This window comes from Peribacillus sp. P4_B1 (assembly GCF_056402395.1).
In genome coordinates this window covers 21,036-44,923 of the sequence record NZ_JBFUHM010000029.1, presented here as the reverse complement: position 1 = coordinate 44,923, position 23,888 = coordinate 21,036, and the positions used below count along the sequence as shown (strand labels likewise).

The 23,888-nt window shown below is 40.8% G+C and carries 28 protein-coding genes and 1 other annotated feature; all 28 genes read left to right on the top strand.

Annotation, left to right across the window (positions count from 1 at the left end):
* Positions 1 to 63: 63 nt before the first annotated feature.
* The 28 genes from sigH (at position 64) to rplN (ending at position 23,876) form a co-directional block, all read left to right on the top strand.
* Complete coding sequence (gene sigH / locus AC1DVK_RS16800; protein WP_089364078.1) at positions 64 to 696, top strand: RNA polymerase sporulation sigma factor SigH; 633 nt, start codon at positions 64 to 66, stop codon at positions 694 to 696.
* Positions 697 to 881: 185 nt separating this feature from the next.
* Positions 882 to 1,031 carry a 50S ribosomal protein L33 gene (rpmG, locus tag AC1DVK_RS16795; protein WP_081108654.1) on the top strand — a complete coding sequence of 50 codons (150 nt, stop codon included), beginning with the start codon at positions 882 to 884 and terminating at the stop codon, positions 1,029 to 1,031.
* A gap of 50 nt (positions 1,032 to 1,081) precedes the next feature.
* Positions 1,082 to 1,264, top strand: coding sequence for a preprotein translocase subunit SecE (secE, locus tag AC1DVK_RS16790; RefSeq protein WP_061440373.1), 183 nt, complete (start codon positions 1,082 to 1,084; stop codon positions 1,262 to 1,264).
* Between the two features lie 258 nt (positions 1,265 to 1,522).
* Positions 1,523 to 2,056 carry a transcription termination/antitermination protein NusG gene (nusG, locus tag AC1DVK_RS16785; protein ID WP_061440374.1) on the top strand — a complete coding sequence of 178 codons (534 nt, stop codon included), beginning with the start codon at positions 1,523 to 1,525 and terminating at the stop codon, positions 2,054 to 2,056.
* A gap of 174 nt (positions 2,057 to 2,230) precedes the next feature.
* Positions 2,231 to 2,656, top strand: coding sequence for a 50S ribosomal protein L11 (rplK, locus tag AC1DVK_RS16780; protein WP_034305057.1), 426 nt, complete (start codon positions 2,231 to 2,233; stop codon positions 2,654 to 2,656).
* Between the two features lie 104 nt (positions 2,657 to 2,760).
* Positions 2,761 to 3,456 carry a 50S ribosomal protein L1 gene (rplA, locus tag AC1DVK_RS16775; protein ID WP_061440375.1) on the top strand — a complete coding sequence of 232 codons (696 nt, stop codon included), beginning with the start codon at positions 2,761 to 2,763 and terminating at the stop codon, positions 3,454 to 3,456.
* A gap of 46 nt (positions 3,457 to 3,502) precedes the next feature.
* Positions 3,503 to 3,653, top strand: a sequence feature (ribosomal protein L10 leader region).
* 39 nt (positions 3,654 to 3,692) lie between these two features.
* A complete protein-coding gene (gene rplJ / locus AC1DVK_RS16770; RefSeq protein ID WP_061440376.1) occupies positions 3,693 to 4,193 on the top strand; it encodes a 50S ribosomal protein L10 in 501 nt (166 codons plus the stop codon).
* Between the two features lie 64 nt (positions 4,194 to 4,257).
* Positions 4,258 to 4,617, top strand: a complete 360-nt coding sequence (gene rplL, locus AC1DVK_RS16765) for a 50S ribosomal protein L7/L12 (protein ID WP_053349071.1) — start codon at positions 4,258 to 4,260, stop codon at positions 4,615 to 4,617.
* A gap of 189 nt (positions 4,618 to 4,806) precedes the next feature.
* Positions 4,807 to 5,412 (top strand): class I SAM-dependent methyltransferase, encoded by a 606-nt coding sequence (locus tag AC1DVK_RS16760; RefSeq protein WP_477626945.1) that lies wholly within the window; start codon positions 4,807 to 4,809, stop codon positions 5,410 to 5,412.
* A gap of 238 nt (positions 5,413 to 5,650) precedes the next feature.
* On the top strand, positions 5,651 to 9,220 hold the full coding sequence (gene rpoB / locus AC1DVK_RS16755; RefSeq protein ID WP_061440377.1) for a DNA-directed RNA polymerase subunit beta: 3,570 nt from the start codon (positions 5,651 to 5,653) through the stop codon (positions 9,218 to 9,220).
* 184 nt (positions 9,221 to 9,404) lie between these two features.
* Positions 9,405 to 13,004 carry a DNA-directed RNA polymerase subunit beta' gene (rpoC, locus tag AC1DVK_RS16750; protein ID WP_061440378.1) on the top strand — a complete coding sequence of 1,200 codons (3,600 nt, stop codon included), beginning with the start codon at positions 9,405 to 9,407 and terminating at the stop codon, positions 13,002 to 13,004.
* Positions 13,005 to 13,290: 286 nt separating this feature from the next.
* Positions 13,291 to 13,539, top strand: coding sequence for a 50S ribosomal protein L7ae-like protein (locus tag AC1DVK_RS16745; protein WP_034305040.1), 249 nt, complete (start codon positions 13,291 to 13,293; stop codon positions 13,537 to 13,539).
* Positions 13,540 to 13,643: 104 nt separating this feature from the next.
* Positions 13,644 to 14,066, top strand: coding sequence for a 30S ribosomal protein S12 (rpsL, locus tag AC1DVK_RS16740; RefSeq protein ID WP_061440379.1), 423 nt, complete (start codon positions 13,644 to 13,646; stop codon positions 14,064 to 14,066).
* Positions 14,067 to 14,107: 41 nt separating this feature from the next.
* Positions 14,108 to 14,578, top strand: coding sequence for a 30S ribosomal protein S7 (gene rpsG / locus AC1DVK_RS16735; protein WP_048677878.1), 471 nt, complete (start codon positions 14,108 to 14,110; stop codon positions 14,576 to 14,578).
* A gap of 44 nt (positions 14,579 to 14,622) precedes the next feature.
* On the top strand, positions 14,623 to 16,701 hold the full coding sequence (fusA, locus tag AC1DVK_RS16730) for an elongation factor G (protein ID WP_061440380.1): 2,079 nt from the start codon (positions 14,623 to 14,625) through the stop codon (positions 16,699 to 16,701).
* A 120-nt stretch (positions 16,702 to 16,821) separates the two neighbouring features.
* A complete protein-coding gene (tuf, locus tag AC1DVK_RS16725) occupies positions 16,822 to 18,009 on the top strand; it encodes an elongation factor Tu (protein WP_061440381.1) in 1,188 nt (395 codons plus the stop codon).
* A 419-nt stretch (positions 18,010 to 18,428) separates the two neighbouring features.
* Positions 18,429 to 18,737 (top strand): 30S ribosomal protein S10, encoded by a 309-nt coding sequence (rpsJ, locus tag AC1DVK_RS16720; RefSeq protein ID WP_019244375.1) that lies wholly within the window; start codon positions 18,429 to 18,431, stop codon positions 18,735 to 18,737.
* 40 nt (positions 18,738 to 18,777) lie between these two features.
* A complete protein-coding gene (rplC, locus tag AC1DVK_RS16715; RefSeq protein ID WP_061440382.1) occupies positions 18,778 to 19,407 on the top strand; it encodes a 50S ribosomal protein L3 in 630 nt (209 codons plus the stop codon).
* Positions 19,408 to 19,432: 25 nt separating this feature from the next.
* A complete protein-coding gene (gene rplD, locus AC1DVK_RS16710; RefSeq protein WP_061141104.1) occupies positions 19,433 to 20,056 on the top strand; it encodes a 50S ribosomal protein L4 in 624 nt (207 codons plus the stop codon).
* Entirely contained in the window at positions 20,056 to 20,340 is a 285-nt protein-coding gene (gene rplW, locus AC1DVK_RS16705) for a 50S ribosomal protein L23 (RefSeq protein ID WP_034305023.1), read from the top strand. Before rplD ends, rplW begins: the two co-directional genes overlap by 1 nt.
* Before the next feature lie 26 nt (positions 20,341 to 20,366).
* Positions 20,367 to 21,197 (top strand): 50S ribosomal protein L2, encoded by an 831-nt coding sequence (rplB, locus tag AC1DVK_RS16700; RefSeq protein ID WP_061440383.1) that lies wholly within the window; start codon positions 20,367 to 20,369, stop codon positions 21,195 to 21,197.
* Positions 21,198 to 21,257: 60 nt separating this feature from the next.
* Complete coding sequence (gene rpsS / locus AC1DVK_RS16695) at positions 21,258 to 21,536, top strand: 30S ribosomal protein S19 (RefSeq protein ID WP_034305018.1); 279 nt, start codon at positions 21,258 to 21,260, stop codon at positions 21,534 to 21,536.
* Positions 21,537 to 21,553: 17 nt separating this feature from the next.
* Positions 21,554 to 21,895, top strand: coding sequence for a 50S ribosomal protein L22 (rplV, locus tag AC1DVK_RS16690; protein WP_061440384.1), 342 nt, complete (start codon positions 21,554 to 21,556; stop codon positions 21,893 to 21,895).
* Between the two features lie 3 nt (positions 21,896 to 21,898).
* Positions 21,899 to 22,555 carry a 30S ribosomal protein S3 gene (rpsC, locus tag AC1DVK_RS16685; RefSeq protein WP_061440385.1) on the top strand — a complete coding sequence of 219 codons (657 nt, stop codon included), beginning with the start codon at positions 21,899 to 21,901 and terminating at the stop codon, positions 22,553 to 22,555.
* A 1-nt stretch (position 22,556) separates the two neighbouring features.
* Positions 22,557 to 22,991 (top strand): 50S ribosomal protein L16, encoded by a 435-nt coding sequence (rplP, locus tag AC1DVK_RS16680; protein WP_053349061.1) that lies wholly within the window; start codon positions 22,557 to 22,559, stop codon positions 22,989 to 22,991.
* Positions 22,981 to 23,184: a 50S ribosomal protein L29 gene (gene rpmC, locus AC1DVK_RS16675; protein ID WP_034305010.1), complete on the top strand. Its 204-nt coding sequence runs from the start codon at positions 22,981 to 22,983 to the stop codon at positions 23,182 to 23,184. Before rplP ends, rpmC begins: the two co-directional genes overlap by 11 nt.
* A gap of 18 nt (positions 23,185 to 23,202) precedes the next feature.
* On the top strand, positions 23,203 to 23,466 hold the full coding sequence (gene rpsQ, locus AC1DVK_RS16670; RefSeq protein WP_034305007.1) for a 30S ribosomal protein S17: 264 nt from the start codon (positions 23,203 to 23,205) through the stop codon (positions 23,464 to 23,466).
* Positions 23,467 to 23,507: 41 nt separating this feature from the next.
* The gene (rplN, locus tag AC1DVK_RS16665) at positions 23,508 to 23,876 is read left to right on the top strand and encodes a 50S ribosomal protein L14 (RefSeq protein WP_061440386.1); all 369 of its coding nucleotides are present in this window, start codon (positions 23,508 to 23,510) and stop codon (positions 23,874 to 23,876) included.
* Positions 23,877 to 23,888: the final 12 nt, after the last annotated feature.

Sequence of the window (23,888 nt, the reverse complement as noted above, 5' to 3'; positions counted from 1 at the left end):
CTGCTGTATAATATTTCTATCTGAGTCAGGTCAGGGGGATATAATGTGGGTCTCAAATTCGGAATGAAACTGAACGAAAAGTATCTGCAGTTTGAGGATGATGAATTGATAAGGTTGGTACACACTGGAGACAGTGAAGCGCTGGATTATTTGATCCAAAAGTATCGTAATTTTGTTAGAGCAAAGGCAAGGACTTATTTCTTAATTGGTGCAGATAAGGAAGACATCGTGCAAGAAGGTATGATTGGTTTATATAAAGCCGTCCGTGATTTTAAAGGGGATAAGTTATCTTCCTTTAAAGCATTTGCAGAACTGTGCATTACGAGGCAGATCATTACAGCTATCAAAACAGCAACACGTCAAAAACATATTCCGCTCAATTCCTATGTTTCCCTGGACAAACCCATTTATGATGAGGAATCGGACCGAACTCTAATGGATATTATATCGGGTACGAAAGTTTTGGACCCGGAAGAACTGATCATCAACCAAGAAGAGTTTGACGATATCGAATTAAAGATGGCTGAGCTCCTGAGTGATCTTGAGAGAAAAGTGTTAGCTCTTTACCTGGATGGACAAACCTACCAAGAAATTTCGGAAGAGTTGAACCGGCATGTTAAGTCAATCGACAACGCCCTTCAGCGGGTGAAAAGAAAGCTCGAGCGCTATCTGGAAGTAAGGGAAATCAGTTTATAATCCCTCCGCTTTTTCCGCTTAATTTCATCTGTCCCTTCTCCACATGGTAGTTTATTATTCACTATGTTAGAAACCGATATTTTGATTTCCGGTATCCATAATGGGCTAAACCTGCTTTGATATTGACAATAAAAGACAGCCGTGATAAGGTTTTATGGATATAGTAGATAGGATAGGTGTATCTAATGCGAAAAAAAATAGTTCTTGCCTGCATTGATTGCGGTTCAAGAAATTATAGTTATGAGAGCAAACAATCGACAAGCGGCGAACGCCTGGAAATCAAGAAATTTTGCAGTACGTGCAACTCACACTCGATTCATAAAGAAACGAAATAACCGTTTTATAAATAGATTGACAGAAGCTTCTAATGCTTGGAGGTACATTCATGAAACGTTTTACCGAATTTTTCAGCGGTGTCGCTCGCGAAATGCAAAAAGTAAGCTGGCCGAAACGCAAGGAGCTTACCAAATATACAATCGTGGTAGTAACGACTGTATTGTTTATGGCTTTTTTCTTTACAGTGGTCGATTTGGGCATTTCCGAATTAATTCGCTTAGTTATTGAATAAGAGATTCGAAAATAAGGTATAATAGTGATAGAATAATATGTGTCAGCAGAAAAGCCCGGAAACGGGTTTTTTAATTTGTCTTTTTTATGAAGTGAAGAAGTTCCAAATCGAGCACTGCTGTAATATGAATCATCACAATATATTCTAGTTAAGCCGGGATGACGCCGGAATTGGCTTTTTGGCTAAAACGTTCAAAGATAAAGATTAATAAAGAAAATGATTGATTGCAGGGAGGGAAGGACTTTAAAGTCCTAACACATGGAAAAGAATTGGTATGTAGTTCACACCTATTCAGGTTACGAGAACAAAGTTAAGGCTAACTTGGAAAAACGTGTGGAAACTATGGGGATGGAAGACAAGATCTTTCGCGTTGTAGTTCCAGAAGAAGAAGAAACGGAAATGAAAGATGGCAAAAAGAAAGTGACCAAAAAGAAAGTATTTCCAGGTTATGTATTAGTTGAGATCATCATGACGGATGATTCTTGGTATGTAGTCCGGAATACACCTGGTGTAACTGGTTTCGTAGGTTCATCTGGAGCTGGGTCAAAACCGACTGCGTTGCTACCGGAAGAAATTGAAGTCGTTCTTAAACGAATGGGCGTAGATGAAAGTAAATTCGAAGTTGATTTTGAAATCGGCGAAACCGTTCAAGTTAAAGAAGGACCTTTTGCAACCTTTGCAGGGCCGATTGAAGAACTTGATAAAGATAAAGGTAAAGTAAGGGTCCTAGTCAATATGTTCGGCCGTGATACACCGGTTGAACTTGATTTTAATCAAGTGGAAAAATTATAAACGGAAAAAAACTTGAAATTACCTTTTGAAAGTGGTAAAATTTCAAAGGTCAGTATGTTTCAATTTTTAGGCCTCAACGATACAAGCATTCTTTATTAATATATAAAGAATTCAAGATGAGTGGGAGGGTATACCCCTATTACCACATCACGGACTTATAAGGAGGTGTGTCTCGTGGCTAAAAAAGTAATTAAAATGGTTAAATTGCAAATTCCTGCTGGTAAAGCGAATCCGGCACCGCCAGTCGGTCCTGCATTAGGTCAAGCTGGTGTAAACATCATGGGATTCTGTAAGGAGTTCAACGCTCGTACAGCAGATCAAGCTGGTCTAATTATTCCTGTTGAAATCACGGTATTTGAAGACCGTTCATTTACATTCATTACAAAAACTCCACCGGCTGCAGTATTGCTTAAGAAAGTAGCTGGTATCGAGTCTGGTTCTGGTGAACCTAACCGTAATAAAGTTGCTACAGTCAAGCGTGATCAAGTGCGCGAGATTGCTGAAACTAAAATGCCTGACCTAAACGCTGCAAGCGTTGAAGCTGCAATGCGTATGGTTGAAGGTACTGCTCGCAGCATGGGTATTGTCATCGAAGACTGATCCATGTAATTGCTATTTGTTTCTACGGGGTTGCGATTGATACTCGCAACCTTTATTCGTGGGAGGTTATTCCGTTAAAACCACAATTTAGGAGGATTTATATCATGGCGAAAAAAGGTAAAAAGTATCTTGAAGCAGCTAAGCTTGTAGAAGTTTCTAAGGCTTATGCTGTAACTGAAGCAATCGAAGTTGCTAAAAAAGCAAACTTCGCAAAATTCGATGCGACTGTTGAAGTGGCTTTCCGTTTAGGCGTAGACCCTAAGAAAGCTGACCAACAAATTCGTGGAGCGGTTGTTCTACCGAATGGTACTGGTAAAACTCAACGCGTATTAGTATTCGCTAAAGGCGAAAAAGCAAAAGAAGCGGAAGCTGCTGGTGCTGACTACGTTGGTGAATCTGACTTCATCAACAAAATCCAACAAGGATGGTTCGAATTCGATGTAATCGTTGCGACTCCAGACATGATGGGTGAAGTTGGTAAACTTGGCCGCGTATTAGGACCTAAAGGTTTAATGCCTAACCCTAAAACTGGCACAGTAACATTCGACGTAACAAAAGCTGTTAATGAAATCAAGGCTGGTAAAGTTGAATACCGCGTAGATAAAGCTGGAAACATCCATGCTCCAATCGGTAAAGTATCTTTCGAGGATGCTAAACTAGTGGAAAACTTCACTACTATCTATGATACATTAATGAAAGTTAAACCTGCGGCTGCTAAAGGAACTTACATGAAAAACGTTTCTGTAACAACTACAATGGGCCCTGGTGTGAAAGTTGATCCTTCTACTTTCAATAAATAATTGACATTCCAAAACTATTATTGTTATAATAAGTTTTGTTGTGAATAAATGAATATCATTTGTACCGTAGACAGTAGGTGCTCCATTCGAGCTTAATTCCCTGCCGAGGTAATTCGATAATAATAGTCCTTGACTATGACTTTTGAAATTACTGCCTTCATGTCTGCAATAGAGATGAAGGCTTTTTCTTTGAAACGGTATAAATGTTTTCAAGCAAATCTACAGGAGGTGTAAGGATGAACGCAATTATTGAACAAAAGCAAAAAATCGTTGCTGAGATTACTGATAAATTAACTGCAAGCCAATCAACAGTAGTTGTTGACTACCGTGGATTGACTGTTGCTGAATTAACAGAACTTCGTAAGCAACTTCGTGAAGCTGGCGTTGAGTTTAAGGTTTACAAAAACTCTTTAACTCGTCGTGCTGCTGAAAGTGCTGAACTTAGCACTTTGAACGAATCATTAACAGGACCAAACGCAATTGCATTCTCAAATGAAGATGTTATTGCGCCAGCAAAAATCCTTAACGATTTTGCGAAAAAACATGAAGCGTTAGAAATCAAAGCTGGAGTTATCGAAGGAAATGTTGCAACTGCAGAAGAAATTAAAGCTCTTGCAGAACTACCTTCACGCGAAGGCCTACTTTCAATGCTACTCAGCGTGCTACAAGCACCTATGCGCGGACTTGCTCTTGCTACAAAAGCAGTTGCAGATCAAAAAGAAGAACAAGGCGCGTAAGCTAACCGCTTATTTAGCCTATTGATTCAAAAAAAAAACCAACCATTTCGAGGAGGAAATAACAATGACTAAAGATCAAATCTTAGAAGCAGTTAAAAACATGACTGTTTTAGAATTAAACGACCTTGTAAAAGCAATCGAAGAAGAATTTGGCGTAACTGCTGCTGCACCTGTAGCTGTAGCTGCTGCTGGTGGCGCTGCTGCTGAAGAGCAAACTGAGTTTGATGTAATCCTTACATCTGCTGGAGACCAAAAAATCAAAGTTATCAAAGCTGTACGTGAAGTAACAGGTCTTGGACTTAAAGAAGCAAAAGAACTTGTTGACAACACTCCAAAAGCAATCAAAGAAGGCGCTTCTAAAGAAGAAGCTGAAGAAGTTAAAGCTAAACTTGAAGAAGTTGGAGCTGGCGTTGAAGTTAAGTAATCTTGCATAAACAAAAAGCTCGCTATCACTGGCGGGCTTTTTTCTTCATTTTAAAGAAAATGACGGAAATTTGCCGTTAATGGTTTGATTAAAAGGATTTCGTCAAACATCCCGGCATGCAAGCATCCATTCTTCAAATCTCTTCTCAATAAATCTTCAATATTCCTTTTCTGATAGGGGGAGATGACTCTGACAGAGCATTACTACTCACATAAACCGGATGTCGTAAGCAATCCGAAATTTTGGGATTTTACATTAAAGGGACGTACCTTTCGCTTCAAAAGTGATAATGGTGTTTTTTCGAAAAAAGAAGTTGATTTCGGATCGCGTCTTTTGGTTGAAAGTTTTAACCTAGATGAAGCTGTGGAAGGAGATATTCTTGATGTTGGTTGCGGTTATGGACCGATCGGAATATCGATTGCGGCAGCTTATCCCGATAGAACGATAGAAATGATTGATATAAATAGCCGGGCAGTTGAATTGTCAAAAGAGAATGCCGCTTCTAATGGGATTGCAAATGTAAAGATTTACGCAAGTGATCGTTTTGACAAAGTTGGCTCCAATCAATTCGCGGCAATTCTTACGAACCCTCCCATTCGCGCAGGCAAAAGTGTAGTCCACGAAATTTTAGAAGAAGGCTATCGCAGTTTGGTGGCTGGTGGAGAATTATGGGTTGTCATTCAAAAAAAACAAGGAGCTCCATCCGCTATGGATAAAATGGAGCAATTATTTGGAAATATTGAAGTGCCCGTTAAGAAAAAAGGTTACTATGTACTATTATCCAAAAAGGTTTGACTCTAAATTTTCGCTATGTTAGTATTATAAAATGCATATATATAATTCCGTTACTATGCAATTTTTATACCATTGGTGTATAACCAATGGATAATATGGGAAAAATATATAAATAATAGTTCGTTTTATGAGAAATAGTGGTTTTTAAAATAAAAACCATTTTCTTTTTGTCTATGGAAATGATTCCTTTTCCGAGGCAATTGGATCCTTATAACGCTTGATTTAAGGGGTGAATCAGTTGACAGGTCAACTTGTTCAGTATGGACGACACCGCCAACGTAGAAGTTATGCAAGAATCAGTGAGGTTTTGGATCTTCCGAATCTGATTGAAATTCAAACAGCTTCTTATCAATGGTTTCTAGATGTAGGTTTAAAGGAAATGTTCCAGGATATTTCTCCTATTGAGGATTTTACAGGTAATTTATCGTTAGAATTCATCGATTACAGCTTAGCTGAGCCGAAGTATTCTGTAGAAGAAACAAAAGAACGCGATGTTACGTATTCTGCACCGCTTCGAGTGAAAGTGCGCCTTGTTAACAAAGAAACAGGGGAAGTGAAAGACCAGGATGTATTTATGGGCGACTTCCCGCTGATGACTGAAACAGGTACATTTGTAATCAATGGTGCTGAACGGGTAATTGTATCCCAATTAGTGCGCTCACCGAGTGTTTACTACAATGGGAAAATGGATAAAAACGGTAAGCTTGGATTCTCTGCGACCGTTATTCCTAACCGTGGTGCATGGCTTGAATATGAAACAGACGCCAAGGATGTTGTGTATGTTCGAATCGATCGCACCAGGAAATTGCCTATCACGGTATTGATGCGTGCCCTTGGATTCGGAACAGATCAAGAAATCATTGATTTGATTGGAGACAACGAATACCTTCGCAACACTCTTGAAAAGGATAACACTGAGAGTGTAGATAAAGCATTGCTAGAAATCTATGAGCGTCTACGCCCAGGTGAACCACCTACTGTCGATAACGCGAAAAGTCTTTTAGTATCCCGCTTTTTTGATCCAAAACGTTATGATTTAGCAAATGTAGGTCGTTATAAAATAAACAAAAAACTGCATATTAAGAACCGTTTATTCGGACAGCGTATTGCAGAGACCTTGATTGATCCTGAAACAGGAGAAATCATCGTGGAAAAAGGTACAATGCTTGATCGTCGGACTCTTGATAGGATCCTGCCTCATATCGAAGCTGGAATCGGATTCAAAACATTCCATCCATCAGGTGGTGTAGTAGAAGAAGAAACCCTTCTTCAACCTATTAAAGTGTTTGCACCAAATGATGCTGAAGGCGAAAAAGTAATCAATATCATCGGTAATGCCTATGTGACCGACCAGGTCAAAAACATTACTCCAGCTGATATCATTTCTTCCATTAGTTATTTCTTTAACTTATTGCATGGTGTGGGAATCACGGATGACATTGACCATTTAGGTAACCGTCGTCTGCGTTCCGTTGGTGAATTGCTGCAAAACCAATTTAGAATTGGTTTATCCCGTATGGAGCGTGTCGTTCGTGAAAGAATGTCTATTCAGGATACGAATACAATTACTCCGCAGCAACTAATTAACATTCGCCCAGTAATTGCATCAATTAAAGAGTTCTTTGGAAGCTCACAGCTTTCCCAATTCATGGATCAAACGAACCCGTTGGCTGAATTGACGCATAAACGTCGTCTATCTGCATTGGGACCTGGTGGTTTGACACGTGAGCGTGCGGGCTTTGAAGTACGTGACGTTCATTATTCCCACTATGGCCGCATGTGTCCGATTGAAACGCCTGAGGGACCAAATATTGGTTTGATTAACTCATTATCCAGTTTTGCTAAGGTTAACCCATATGGCTTCATTGAAACACCATATCGCCGTGTGGATCCCGAAACAGGCAAAATTACAAGCCAAATCGATTACTTAACAGCTGATGAGGAAGACAATTATGTAGTTGCCCAAGCGAATGTACGTCTATCAGATGACGGGTCATTCCTTGATAATGACGTTGTTGCACGTTTCCGCGGTGAAAATACCGTTGTTCCGCGTGACCGCGTAGATTACATGGATGTATCTCCTAAACAGGTTGTATCTGCTGCGACAGCATGTATTCCTTTCTTGGAAAATGATGACTCCAACCGTGCCCTTATGGGAGCGAACATGCAACGTCAAGCAGTGCCTTTGCTGCAACCGGAAGCCCCTCGAGTCGGAACGGGTATGGAATATGTTTCAGCGAAAGACTCCGGTGCTGCTGTCATCTGTAAACACCCTGGTATCGTAGAGCACGTTGAATCACGTGAAGTATGGGTACGTAGGGTAAGTGAAGTTGACGGACAGCAAGTAAAAGGAAATCTTGATAAATACCGTCTATTAAAATTCATTCGTTCTAACCAAGGAACGTGCTATAATCAACGCCCTATCGTAAGTGTTGGCGACAACGTTGTAAAAGGTGAGATTCTTGCTGATGGTCCTTCAATGGAAAAAGGTGAGTTAGCACTTGGACGTAACGTATTGGTTGCCTTCATGACATGGGATGGATATAACTATGAAGATGCCATCATCATGAGCGAACGATTGGTTAAAGATGATGTGTACACTTCTATTCATATTGAAGAATATGAATCTGAATCACGCGATACAAAATTAGGGCCTGAAGAAATCACCCGTGATATCCCTAATGTAGGGGAAGATGCGCTTCGTAATCTTGATGAGCGCGGAATTATCCGTGTTGGTGCAGAAGTAAAAGACGGAGACCTTTTAGTTGGTAAAGTCACTCCTAAAGGTGTAACGGAATTGACTGCTGAGGAACGTTTATTACATGCAATCTTCGGTGAAAAAGCACGTGAAGTAAGAGATACATCACTTCGTGTACCTCACGGCGGCGGTGGAATCGTTCTTGATGTTAAAGTATTTAACAGAGAAGATGGCGATGAACTTCCTCCTGGTGTAAACCAACTTGCACGTGTATATATTGTACAAAAACGTAAAATCCATGAAGGCGATAAAATGGCTGGACGACATGGTAATAAAGGGGTAATCTCCAGGATCCTTCCTGAGGAAGATATGCCTTATTTACCAGATGGCACTCCAGTCGACATCATGTTAAACCCATTGGGTGTACCTTCACGTATGAACATCGGTCAGGTGTTGGAGCTTCACTTAGGTATGGCTGCACGCGCACTTGGCATTCATGTAGCATCTCCTGTATTTGATGGTGCTACTGAGGAAGATGTTTGGGGTACGATTGAAGAAGCCGGGATGTCCCGTGATGCAAAAACTGTCCTTTATGATGGCCGTTCAGGTGAAGCATTCGACAACCGTGTATCCGTTGGTGTCATGTATATGATCAAACTGGCACATATGGTCGACGATAAACTTCATGCACGTTCAACTGGACCTTACTCCCTTGTTACGCAGCAACCACTTGGTGGTAAAGCGCAATTTGGTGGACAGCGTTTTGGTGAGATGGAAGTATGGGCACTTGAAGCTTATGGTGCTGCTTATACATTACAAGAAATCTTAACCGTTAAATCAGATGATGTCGTTGGTCGTGTTAAAACGTACGAAGCGATTGTCAAAGGTGAAAATGTCCCTGAACCAGGTGTTCCTGAGTCCTTCAAAGTATTGATTAAGGAACTTCAAAGTTTAGGATTGGATGTTAAAATTCTTAATGCCGAAGATCGTGAAATCGAAATGCGAGATTTGGAAGATGAAGAAGAAGCCAACCAAGCAGACAAGTTAAGCCTTGATTCAGAAACTAAAGATATGGTTGCTTCCGAAGTAGGGGCACCTGTCAAAGAATAAAATCTAATATAAACATATCTAGTTATATATTACCCGCTCTGACTGGCAGCAAGATGTTTCTTTGAAGATCATGTTGCCTTGTTAGAGCCTTATTGATTCAATCAACCATCATCCGGTGTATGATTGCCTGATACTTGACGGCAATCAAGGGTTAAACCTGGAGATTAAAAGGGAGGTAGGCCCCTTGTTAGACGTTAATAATTTTGAGTATATGAAAATTGGTCTTGCTTCACCAGACAAGATTCGTTCTTGGTCCCATGGAGAAGTTAAAAAACCAGAAACAATCAACTATCGTACGTTAAAGCCAGAAAAAGACGGTTTATTCTGTGAGAGAATTTTTGGTCCTCAAAAGGACTGGGAATGTCATTGTGGAAAATATAAACGTGTTCGTTATAAAGGTGTAGTCTGTGACCGTTGTGGCGTTGAAGTCACTCGTGCTAAGGTACGTCGTGAGCGTATGGGTCATATTGAGCTGGCAGCTCCGGTTTCACACATATGGTATTTTAAAGGAATCCCTAGCCGTATGGGACTTGTTCTTGACATGTCTCCACGGGCATTGGAAGAAGTTATTTACTTTGCATCTTACGTAGTAACTGAAACAGGCGATACAACTTTAGAAAAGAAACAGCTTCTTTCTGAAAAGGAATATCGTACATACCGTGAAAAATACGGTAAGAAGTTCCAAGCTGCCATGGGTGCGGAAGCTATTAAAAAACTTTTACAAGATATTGATACGGAAAAGGAAGTAGAGTCGTTGAAAGAGGAGCTTAAAACAGCTCAAGGACAACGCAGAACCCGTGCAATCAAACGCTTGGAAGTTCTTGAAGCATTCCGTAACTCCGGAAATGAGCCATCATGGATGATCCTCGACGTGCTTCCGGTCATTCCACCGGAACTTCGTCCTATGGTTCAACTTGATGGTGGACGTTTTGCCACATCTGATTTAAATGATTTATATCGCCGTGTTATCAACCGTAATAATCGGTTGAAAAGATTACTTGACCTTGGAGCGCCAAGCATTATCGTTCAAAACGAGAAGCGTATGCTGCAAGAAGCTGTCGATGCTCTTATCGATAATGGCCGTCGCGGCCGTCCGGTAACTGGACCTGGTAACCGTCCGTTAAAATCTTTATCTCACATGTTAAAAGGTAAACAAGGTCGTTTCCGTCAAAACCTTCTTGGTAAACGTGTTGATTATTCTGGTCGTTCCGTTATCGTAGTCGGACCAAACTTAAAGATGTACCAATGCGGTCTTCCGAAAGAAATGGCGATTGAATTATTCAAACCATTCGTTATGAAGGAGCTTGTTCAAAGAGGTTTAGCGCATAACATCAAATCTGCTAAACGTAAAATTGAACGTTTATCTCCTGAAATTTGGGATGTGCTAGAAGAAGTAATTAGAGAACATCCAGTACTATTGAACCGTGCACCGACTCTTCATAGACTTGGTATCCAAGCTTTTGAACCAACGTTGGTTGAAGGTCGCGCAATTCGTTTGCATCCGCTCGTGTGTACAGCTTACAACGCTGACTTTGACGGTGACCAAATGGCGGTACACGTTCCTTTGTCTTCTGAAGCCCAAGCCGAAGCACGTATGCTTATGCTTGCAGCACAGAACATTTTGAACCCTAAAGATGGTAAACCTGTCGTTACACCTTCTCAAGATATGGTATTAGGTAACTATTACTTAACTTTGGAAAGAGAAGGCGCTATCGGTGAGGGTATGATCTTTAAAGATACAAGTGAAGCATTACTCGCATACCAAAACGGATATGTACACTTGCATTCCCGTTGTGCCGTACATGCATCTTCACTAAATAATGAAACATTCACTGAAGAGCAAAACAGCCAACTTCTAATTACCACTGTCGGTAAATTGATCTTCAATGAAATTTTACCAAAATCATTCCCGTATATTAACGAACCAACACGATACAATCTGGAAACGAAAACTCCAGAGAAATATTTTGTGGAAAAGGGCGCTAATATCCCTGAATTGATTAAGGCTCAGCCTGCTATTGATCCATTCAAGAAAAAAATTCTTGGAAACATCATTGCGGAGGTCTTTAAACGGTTTAAAATTACTGAGACATCCAAAATGCTTGACCGGATGAAAGATCTTGGATTCAAATATTCGACAAAAGCTGGTATTACCGTTGGTGTGGCTGATATTGTCGTTTTAAAAGAAAAACAAGAAATCATCTCTGAGGCTCAAACAAAAGTGGATAACGTCTTAAAACAATTCAGACGTGGTCTAATCACAGAAGATGAGCGTTATGATCGTGTTATCTCAATTTGGAGTGCTGCCAAGGATACCATCCAGTCCAAACTTATGGACTCATTGGACCGACGCAACCCGATCTTCATGATGAGTGACTCCGGTGCCCGTGGTAATGCTTCTAACTTTACGCAGCTTGCTGGTATGCGTGGTTTGATGGCCAACCCGGCTGGACGTATCATTGAATTACCGATCAAATCAAGTTTCCGTGAAGGTTTAACGGTGTTGGAGTATTTCATCTCCACACATGGTGCGCGTAAAGGTCTTGCCGATACAGCACTTAAAACAGCCGATTCCGGTTACCTTACTCGTCGACTTGTTGACGTTGCCCAAGATGTCATCATCCGTGATGACGATTGTGGAACGGACCGCGGCTTGAAAATTTCAGCCTTGAGAGAGGGTACTGAAATAATTGAGCATCTTGAAGAGCGCCTAATTGGCCGTTATGCAAGAAAAGCGATCAGACATCCGGAAACAAATGAAGTAATCGTGGCTGAAAACGACCTTATTACTGAAGATCTTGCGAACTATATTGAATCACTTGGAATTGAAACAGCATGGATCCGTTCTGCCTTTACATGTAACACCAGCCATGGTGTATGTAAAAAATGTTATGGACGCAACCTGGCTACGGGTCAAGAAGTTGAAGTGGGCGAAGCAGTCGGTATTATTGCCGCTCAATCAATCGGTGAACCTGGTACACAGTTAACGATGCGTACATTCCATACTGGTGGGGTTGCTGGAGACGATATCACTCAAGGTCTTCCTCGTATCCAAGAAATATTTGAAGCGAGAAACCCTAAAGGTCAAGCTGTCATTTCCGAAATCGAAGGAACGGTCGTTTCGATTAACGAAATTCGGGATAAACAACAGGAAATCGTTGTTCAAGGAGCAGTTGAATCACGCACATATACTGCACCGTACACAGCGCGCTTAAGAGTAACTGTTGATACTCCTGTCCGTCGCGGTGAAGAGCTGACAGAGGGTTCTATCGATCCGAAAGAGTTGCTGAAGGTTACAGATGTACTTACTGTGCAGGAATACCTGCTTCATGAAGTTCAAAAAGTATACCGGATGCAAGGGGTTGAAATCGGTGATAAACACATCGAGGTAATGGTTAGACAAATGATGCGTAAAGTCCGTGTACTTGATGCAGGTGAAACTGAAGTGCTTCCAGGAACATTATTGGATGTTAACCAGTTTACTACAGCAAACACTGATGCATTGCTGACTAACAAATTACCAGCTACAGGACGCCCTGTACTACTAGGTATCACAAAAGCATCACTAGAAACGGATTCCTTCTTGTCCGCCGCTTCATTCCAAGAAACAACTAGAGTCTTGACTGATGCAGCAATAAAAGGAAAACGTGATGAATTGCTAGGACTTAAAGAGAATGTCATCATCGGTAAACTAGTCCCTGCAGGAACAGGAATGCTTCGATACAGAAAAGCAAACCCGGTCGTTGTAAGTGATGAAAGTGCCGATACAGTAACAGTGGACTAAAAGAAAAAGGACCAGCTCGATAAGTAAACTGAAAACCGAACTCCTGGATTCTTGGAGCTGAAGGCTCAGAATTTATTGAGCTGGTCTCTCTTATTACTCATGGCTGACTGAAGCCGTATGAGGACCAATATATTCACTTTAGACATAGTGAAAATAGTAATGGAATTATGTAAGGAAAACCTTTTGCTAGAATTATTTTTTGAAAGAAGTTGACAGTATCCGACTATTAATGATACTATAGCAAAGGTGCTCCTATGTTACCCTGTAACTTTGGAGGATATGGACCATGTCTTATGAAAAAGTAATACAGGCAAAGTCAGTGATTATAGGGACGAAACAAGCAGTTAGAGCTCTTAAAAACAATTTAATTCAAGAAGTTATCATCGCTGATGATGCAGATATATACTTGACTGGGCGTGTCGTTGAGACCGCTAAAGAATTGGATGTTCCTATCACATATGTTGATTCGATGAGAATGCTTGGCAAAGCATGTGGTATTGATGTCGGAGCAGCAACTGTTGCCATTAAAAAGTAAAAATGTTTTTGCAATTATATTTGCAAAGACTTTGTTTTTACCCATTTATGAACCACCTGGATGTGTGGTACTAGAAATGAAAACGTGAAGGGAGGAAAAATGTAATGCCTACTATTAATCAATTAGTGCGTAAAGGACGCGAGTCTAAAGAGGTTAAATCAAAATCTCCAGCACTTAACAAAGGCTACAACAGCTTTAAAAAAGCACAAACTAACGTATCATCTCCGCAAAAACGTGGTGTTTGCACTCGTGTGGGTACTATGACACCGAAAAAACCAAACTCCGCGTTACGTAAATATGCGCGTGTACGTTTAACAAACGGTATCGAGGTAACAGCTTATATCCCAGGTATCGGTCACAACCTACAAGAACACAGCGTGGTTCTTATCCGTGGCGGTCGTGTAAAAGATTTACCAGGGGTACGTTATCATATCGTACGTGGTGCTCTTGATACTGCTGGAGTTAACAATCGTATGCAAGGCCGTTCTAAATACGGTACTAAGCGTCCGAAAGCAGCAAAAAAATAATCTCAAACAAAAATTAAACTTTCTTGAAAGGAGGAAATATAATGCCTCGTAAAGGACCTGTAACGAAAAGAGATGTATTACCAGATCCGATTTATAATTCAAAACTTGTGACTCGCTTAATCAACAAATTAATGGTTGATGGACAAAGAGGTAAATCACAAAAAATTCTTTACTCTGCATTTGATTTAATCAAAGAACGTACTGGCAATGAGCCGATCGAAGTTTTCGATCAAGCACTTAAAAACATCATGCCTGTATTAGAAGTAAAAGCACGCCGTGTGGGTGGAGCTAACTACCAAGTACCAGTTGAGGTGCGTCCAGACCGTAAATCGACTCTAGGACTTCGTTGGTTAGTAAACTACTCTCGCCTTCGTGGAGAAAAAACGATGGAAGAGCGTTTAGCTTATGAAATCATGGATGCTGCTAACAATACTGGAGCAGCAGTTAAGAAACGTGAAGATACACACAAAATGGCTGAAGCTAACAAAGCATTCGCTCATTATCGCTGGTAAGATCAAACACTATAAAATCCTTATAGAAGGAAGGAGAAAGACAAATGGCAAGAGAGTTCTCCTTAGCAAACACTCGTAATATCGGTATCATGGCTCACATCGATGCTGGTAAAACGACAACAACAGAACGTGTTCTATACTATACTGGTAAAATCCATAAAATTGGTGAAACACACGAAGGTGCTTCACAAATGGACTGGATGGAACAGGAACAAGAACGCGGAATCACGATCACATCCGCTGCAACAACTGCACAGTGGAAAGGTCACCGTGTAAACATCATCGATACACCAGGACACGTAGACTTCACAGTTGAAGTTGAACGTTCATTGCGTGTACTTGATGGAGCTGTAGCTGTACTTGATGCCCAATCAGGTGTTGAGCCTCAAACTGAAACTGTTTGGCGCCAAGCTACAACTTATGGTGTACCGCGTGTCGTATTCGTAAATAAAATGGACAAAATCGGTGCGGATTTCCTTTACTCAGTTGGAACAATCCACGATCGTCTACAAGCTAATGCTCATCCAGTTCAGTTACCAATCGGTGCTGAAGATCAATTCTCTGCAATCATTGACCTTATTGAAATGAAAGCTCATTTCTATGCCAATGATCTAGGAACTGATATCACTGTTGGTGAAATTCCTGAAGAACATCGGGAATTAGCTGAAGAATACCGTGAAAAGTTAATTGAAGCAGTAGCAGAAGTTAATGAAGACTTAATGGAAAAATACCTTGGCGGCGAAGAAATCAGCATTGCTGAATTAAAAGCAGCTATTCGTACAGCAACCGTTAACGTTGAATTCTTCCCAGTTATCTGTGGATCAGCTTTCAAAAACAAAGGTGTTCAATTAATGCTTGATAACGTTATCGACTTCCTTCCATCTCCGTTAGATGTACCAGCTATTAAAGGTACTCTTCCTGATACAGAAGACGAAGTAGAACGCCACTCAGATGATTCTGAACCGTTCTCAGCTTTAGCGTTTAAAGTAATGACGGATCCTTACGTTGGTAAACTTACATTCTTCCGTGTGTACTCAGGTACATTAGAATCAGGTTCTTATGTAATCAACTCAACTAAAGGTAAACGTGAACGTATTGGACGTATCCTTCAAATGCACGCAAACAGCCGTGAAGAAATATCAACTGTATACGCAGGAGATATTGCTGCAGCTGTAGGATTGAAAGATACTACAACTGGTGATACTCTATGTGACGACAAGAACCAAGTAATTCTTGAGTCTATGGTATTCCCAGAGCCAGTTATTTCACTTTCAGTTGAACCAAAATCCAAAGCAGACCAAGACAAAATGGGCCAAGCTTTACAAAAGCTACAAGATGAAGATCCAACATTCCGTGCGCATACTGACCAAGAAACTGGTCAAACGATTATCGCTGGTATGGGTGAACTTCACTTGGACATCCTTGTTGACCGTATGCGTCGTGAATTTAAAGTGGAAGCAAACGTTGGTGCTCCTCAAGTAGCATACCGTGAAACTTTCCGTGGTTCAGCTAAGGTTGAAGGTAAATTCGTTCGCCAATCAGGTGGTCGTGGACAATTCGGACACGTATGGATCGAATTTGGTCCAAACGAAGAAGGTAAAGGATTCGAATTTGAAAATGCTATCGTCGGTGGTGTAGTACCACGTGAATATATCCCTGCTGTACAAGCTGGATTAGTTGATTCACTTGACCGTGGTGTACTTGCTGGTTACCCGCTAGTCGACATCAAAGCAAAATTATTTGACGGTTCTTACCATGACGTTGACTCCAACGAAATGGCATTTAAAATTGCTGCATCAATGGCACTTAAAAATGCTGCTTCTAAATGTAAACCGGTTATCCTTGAGCCAATCATGAAAGTAGAAGTAGTTATTCCTGAAGATTATCTAGGCGACATCATGGGAGATATCACATCCCGCCGTGGTCGTGTAGAAGGTATGGAAGCTCGCGGTAACACGCAAATGGTTAAAGCGATGGTTCCACTATCTGAAATGTTCGGATATGCTACGTCTCTACGTTCTAACACACAAGGACGCGGAACATTCTCTATGCACTTCGATCATTATGAAGAAGTACCTAAGAGCATTTCTGAAGAAATCATCAAAAAAAATAAAGGTGAATAATTGATTTTCATCTCTTATTAAAGTATAACTATCTTATGTAAGCTGTGATGGAAGAATTAGTCTTCTTTCACAGCCCTATATACTTAATCTTTTATTTATAATTTTAAGGAGGAATTCCTAATGGGAAAAGCTAAATTTGATCGTTCAAAACCGCACGTTAACGTTGGAACAATTGGTCACGTTGACCATGGTAAAACAACTCTAACTGCTGCAATCACAACTGTACTTGCTAAAACTGGTGGAGCAGAAGCTCGCGCTTATGACCAAATCGATGGTGCTCCAGAAGAAAGAGAACGTGGTATCACAATCTCTACTGCACACGTTGAGTACGAAACAGCTACTCGTCACTATGCACACGTTGACTGCCCAGGACATGCTGACTATGTTAAAAACATGATCACTGGTGCTGCACAAATGGATGGCGGAATCCTAGTAGTATCTGCTGCTGATGGCCCAATGCCACAAACTCGTGAGCACATCCTTCTTTCTCGTCAAGTAGGTGTACCATTCCTAGTGGTATTCATGAACAAATGCGACATGGTTGATGACGAAGAACTTCTTGAATTAGTAGAAATGGAAATCCGTGATCTACTATCTGAATACGAATTCCCTGGCGATGACATTCCAGTTATCAAAGGATCTGCACTAAAAGCTCTTCAAGGAGAAGCTGAATGGGAAGAAAAAATTCATGAATTAATGACAGCTGTTGATGAGTATATCCCAGAACCAACTCGTGACACTGAAAAACCTTTCATGATGCCAGTTGAGGATGTATTCTCTATCACTGGTCGTGGTACAGTTGCTACTGGTCGTGTTGAGCGTGGACAAGTTAAAGTCGGTGACGTTGTTGACATCATCGGTTTCAACGAAGAGTCTAAACCAACAACTGTAACAGGTGTTGAAATGTTCCGTAAACTTCTTGACTATGCTGAAGCTGGTGACAACATCGGTGCACTTCTTCGTGGTGTATCCCGTGAAGATATCCAACGTGGACAAGTACTTGCTAAACCAGGTACAATCACTCCACACACAAAGTTCAAAGCTGAAGTTTATGTTCTTTCTAAAGAAGAAGGTGGACGTCACACTCCATTCTTCACAAACTACCGTCCTCAGTTCTACTTCCGTACAACTGACGTAACTGGTATTTGTAACCTTCCTGAAGGCGTAGAAATGGTTATGCCTGGAGACAACATCGAAATGACTGTAGAACTTATCGCTCCAATCGCTATCGAAGAAGGTACTAAATTCTCTATCCGTGAGGGTGGACGTACTGTAGGCGCTGGCGTAGTTGCTACAATCACAGAGTAATTGATTCATAAAACAATATTGGAAGGGACGCCTTCCGGGAAAAGCAGATGGGACGCCATCTGCTTTTTTTTATTTTAAAGGACTTTATATTTTTTCTTCTATAATATCCGTTGGAAATTGAGTGCATTCCAAAGAAAATGTTGTGGATTTACCAAATGAAGAAAATGGATATGAAAGACCGTGTAGAATGTACTTGTAAATACTTGTGATAGTATGTATAATAATAAAAGTGTGTTGCACAAGAAAGTCTAAGTTTAACTTGCATTCTACTTGTGCTTTATGTATAATAGACAATGTTGGTCTTTGACTGCGATGATATGGAAGGTTGCTGACACACCCGGCCGCTTTGCCATGGCGAGTGTGTGGGAAATTTCCATTGAGAAGGTCTATTTCAAAATAGGCGAAAAGGAGGGAAAATTATGGCAAAACAAAAAATTCGTATCCGTTTAAAAGCATATGATCACAGAATTCTTGATCAGTCTGCTGAGAAAATTGTTGAAACTGCAAAACGTTCTGGTGCGGCTGTATCTGGTCCAATTCCATTACCTACTGAAAGATCGGTATACACGATCCTACGTGCGGTTCATAAATACAAAGATTCTCGTGAACAATTCGAAATGCGTACGCATAAACGTCTAATCGACATCGTTAATCCAACTCCACAAACAGTTGACTCATTGATGCGTTTAGATTTACCATCAGGCGTTGACATTGAAATCAAATTATAATTCATATAAATATGAACAATTACTCTAGGAGGTGTGACTTATGACCAAAGGAATCTTAGGAAGAAAAATCGGTATGACTCAAGTTTTTGCTGAAAACGGCGAACTTATCCCGGTAACAGTTATCGAGGCTGCTAATAACGTGGTTCTTCAAAAGAAAACTGTTGAAACTGATGGGTATGAAGCAGTTCAAGTTGGTTTTGAAAACAAACGTGAAAAGCTTTCTAACAAACCTGAAAAGGGACATGTTGAAAAAGCAAATACTACTCCTAAGCGCTTCATTCGCGAATTCCGCGGAACGGATCTTACTGAATATGAGATCGGTCAAGAAGTCAATGTTAGTATTTTCGCAGAAGGCGATTTAGTAGATGTATCAGGAATTTCAAAAGGTAAAGGTTTCCAAGGCGCTATCAAACGTCACGGACAATCTCGCGGACCGATGACTCATGGTTCTCGTTACCACCGTCGCCCAGGTTCAATGGGTCCTGTAGCTCCAAACCGCGTATTCAAAGGTAAACTATTACCAGGACGTATGGGTGGGGAACAAATTACTGTTCAAAACTTAGCTATCGTTAAAGTTGATGTTGAACGTAACCTACTATTGATCAAAGGTAATGTACCTGGTGCTAGAAAAGCATTGATCAAAGTTAAAACTGCTGTTAAAGCAAAGTAATTTCTGAGAAAGGAGGAGCAATAGAATGCCAAAAGTTACATTGTTCAACCAAACAGGTTCTCAAGTTGGCGACATCGAACTGAATGAATCCATCTTTGGTATCGAACCTAATAATCATGTATTATTTGAAGCAATCATTATGCAACGAGCTTCCTTACGTCAAGGAACTCATAAAGTTAAAAACCGTTCTGAAGTTGCAGGCGGTGGACGTAAACCTTGGAAACAAAAAGGAACTGGACGTGCGCGTCAAGGTTCTATCCGTTCTCCACAATGGCGTGGCGGTGGCGTTGTTTTTGGACCAACTCCAAGATCTTACGCTTACAAGCTACCTAAAAAGGTACGTCGTTTAGCTATTAAATCTGCATTGTCTGCAAAGGCATTGGAAGAGAACATTTTGGTACTTGAAAGCTTGTCTTTCGAAGCTCCAAAAACAAAAGAATTTGTAGCAGTACTTAAAAACCTTTCTGTTGATACTAAAACGTTGATCGTTACTGACGGATTAGATGAGAAAGTTGCTCTTTCTGCACGTAACATCCCTGGTGTTACTGTAGTTGAAGCTGTTGGTCTTAATGTTCTTGATGTTGTATCACACAACAAATTGATCTTGACTAAATCAGCTGTCGAAAAAGTAGAGGAGGTGCTTGCATAATGGATGCACGCGATATCATTAAGCGCCCCGTAATCACTGAACGCTCTTCAGACATAATGGCTGAAAAAAAATATACTTTTGAAGTTGATGTTAGAGCTAACAAAACTCAAGTTAAAGATGCTGTTCAAGAAATTTTCGGCGTTAAAGTTGAGAAAGTAAACATCATGAACTACAAAGGTAAATTCAAACGTATGGGCAAACACGCAGGCTATACTAACAAGCGCCGTAAAGCAATTGTTAAATTAACTGCTGACAGCAAAGAAATCGAGCTATTCGAGGCTTAATTCATTAGAGAAGGAGGGAAATACAAATGGCGATTAAGAAGTATAAACCTACCTCTAACGGTCGACGTAATATGACAACTTCCGATTTTGCTGAGATCACTACAGACAAACCGGAAAAATCATTACTTGCTCCTTTACACAGCAAAGGCGGCCGTAATAACCAAGGTAAGTTAACAGTTCGTCATCAAGGTGGCGGCCACAAGCGTCAATACCGTATCATCGATTTCAAACGGAATAAAGATGGTATACCAGGACGCGTTGCTACTATTGAGTACGATCCAAATCGTTCTGCAAACATTGCATTAATTAATTACGTTGATGGAGAAAAACGTTATATCCTAGCTCCAAAAAACCTAGAAGTAGGTTTGGAAATCATGTCAGGTCCAGAAGCTGACATTAAAGTGGGTAACGCACTTCCTCTTATTAACATCCCAGTTGGTACAGTAATTCATAACATCGAACTTAAACCAGGAAAAGGTGGACAATTAGTCCGTTCAGCAGGAACATCTGCTCAAGTACTTGGTAAAGAAGGTCGTTATGTACTTGTACGTTTAAACTCAGGTGAGGTTCGTATGATTCTTGCTACTTGCCGTGCTACAATCGGTCAAGTTGGTAATGAACAACATGAACTTATCAACATTGGTAAAGCTGGCCGTAACCGTTGGTTAGGTAAACGCCCAACAGTTCGTGGATCAGTAATGAACCCGAACGATCACCCACACGGTGGTGGTGAAGGTAAAGCTCCAATCGGACGTAAATCACCAATGTCTCCATGGGGTAAACCAACTCTTGGATTCAAAACTCGTAAGAAGAAAAATAAATCCGATAAATTTATCGTACGTCGTCGTAAAAAATAACGGGATTGACCTACGGTTCATATATAGAACCGTAGAACAGTCACGAAGGGAGGTACTCGCATGGGTCGTAGCTTAAAAAAAGGGCCTTTTGTTGATGATCATTTATTGGTAAAAGTTGAAAAATTAAATGAAGCTGACAAGAAACAGGTAGTAAAAACTTGGTCTCGTCGCTCAACAATCTTCCCGCAATTCATCGGACATACAATCGCTGTTTATGACGGTCGTAAGCATGTGCCGGTTTATGTAACAGAAGATATGGTAGGTCACAAACTAGGCGAATTCGCGCCTACACGCACTTATAAAGGTCACGCAAGTGATGACAAGAAAACAAGACGTTAATGAGAGGAGGGCATCTCATGCAAGCAAAAGCTGTCGCTAGAACAGTTCGTATTGCTCCTCGTAAAGTGCGTTTAGTCGCAGATTTAATTCGAGGAAAACAAGTAGGTGAAGCAGTGGCGATTCTTCGCTTAACACCAAAATCTGCTTCTCCAGTCGTAGAAAAAATTCTGAAATCTGCTATCGCAAATGCAGAACACAACTACGAAATGGATATTAATAACCTAGTCGTTTCAGAGGCATACGTTAACGAAGGACCAACATTAAAACGTTTCCGTCCTCGCGCTCAAGGTCGTGCGAGTGCAATAAACAAACGTACTAGTCATATTACAATCGTTGTATCAGAAAAGAAGGAGGGGTAATCTGTGGGTCAAAAGGTAAATCCAGTCGGTTTGCGTATCGGGATCATCCGTGATTGGGAATCCAAATGGTACGCTGATAAAGACTACGCAGTTCTTTTGCATGAAGACATTAAAGTTCGTGAGTATATCGCGAAACGTTTAAATGATGCTTCTGTATCCAAAGTTGAAATCGAACGTGCAGCTAACCGTATCAATGTATCTGTTCACACTGCTAAACCAGGAATGGTTATCGGTAAGGGCGGTACTGAAGTTGAAGCACTTCGTAAAGCTTTGAACCAGTTAACTGGCAAAAGAGTTCATATCAATATCATTGAAATTAAAAGAGCAGATCTTGACGCAAAATTGGTTGCTGAAAACATCGCTCGTCAATTAGAAAACCGTGTTTCATTCCGTCGTGCTCAAAAGCAAGCTATCCAACGTACTATGCGTTCTGGCGCACAAGGAATCAAAACTCAAGTTTCTGGTCGTCTTGGCGGTGCTGATATTGCTCGTGCTGAACATTACAGCGAAGGAACAGTTCCACTTCACACACTTCGTGCTGACATAGATTATGCTCATGCTGAAGCAGATACTACTTACGGTAAGCTAGGCGTGAAAGTTTGGATCTACCGTGGAGAAGTTCTTCCTACTAAGAAGAAATCTGAGGAAGGAGGAAAATAATATGTTATTGCCAAAACGCGTAAAATACCGTCGTGAACACCGCGGTAAGATGAGAGGGATGGCTAAGGGCGGCACTGAAGTTCATTTTGGAGAATTTGGACTTCAAGCTCAAGAAGCTTCCTGGATCACTAACCGCCAAATCGAAGCAGCTCGTATTGCGATGACTCGTTATATGAAACGTGGAGGAAAAGTTTGGATCAAAATTTTCCCAAGCAAACCTTACACAGCTAAGCCGCTTGAAGTACGGATGGGTTCCGGTAAAGGTGCTCCTGAAGGTTGGGTAGCAGTAGTTAAACCGGGCAAAGTATTGTTTGAAATCTCTGGTGTATCTGAAGAGGTGGCAAGAGAAGCATTGCGCCTTGCAGCACACAAACTTCCAATCAAATGCAAGTTTGTAAAAAGAGAGGAAATTGGTGGTGAAACAAATGAAAGCTAATGAAATCAAAGATCTAACCACTGCTGAAATTGAACAAAAACTAAAATCTCTTAAAGAAGAACTATTTAATCTTCGTTTCCAGTTAGCTACTGGACAACTTGAAAATACAGCTCGCATCCGTGAAGTTCGCAAATCGATTGCTCGTATGAAAACAGTTGTTCGTCAAAGAGAGATCGGTGTCACTAATCGATAATGAATGGAGGTTTGCAGAATGAGCGAACGCAACCAACGCAAAATCTACACTGGCCGCGTAGTATCCGATAAAATGGATAAAACAGTAACAGTTGTTGTAGAAACCTATAAAAAGCATTCTTTATACGGTAAACGCGTGAAATACTCTAAAAAGTTAAAAGCTCATGACGAGCTAAACGAAGCTAAAGCAGGCGACGTAGTACGTATCATGGAAACTCGTCCACTTTCAGCTACAAAGCGCTTCCGTCTTGTAGAAGTAGTAGAAAAAGCAGTAATCATTTAATATAGTTCGGATTAAGCTAATTCCGAAGGGAGGTACCGTACATGATTCAACAAGAATCTCGTTTAAAAGTCGCTGACAATTCAGGTGCTCGTGAAGTGCTAACAATTAAAGTCCTAGGTGGTTCTGGCCGTAAAACTGCAAACATTGGTGATGTCATCGTTTGTACAGTTAAACAGGCAACACCAGGAGGCGTTGTTAAAAAAGGTGAAGTCGTTAAGGCTGTTGTTGTCCGTACAAAACGTGGTATGCGTCGTCCTGACGGTTCTTACATTCGTTTTGATGAAAACGCATGTGTAATTATCCGTGACGATAAGAGCCCACGTGGAACTCGTATTTTTGGACCTGTTGCTCGTGAATTACGTGACAATAGTTTCATGAAGATCGTTTCTCTAGCTCCAGAAGTTCTATAATATGTAAAATTT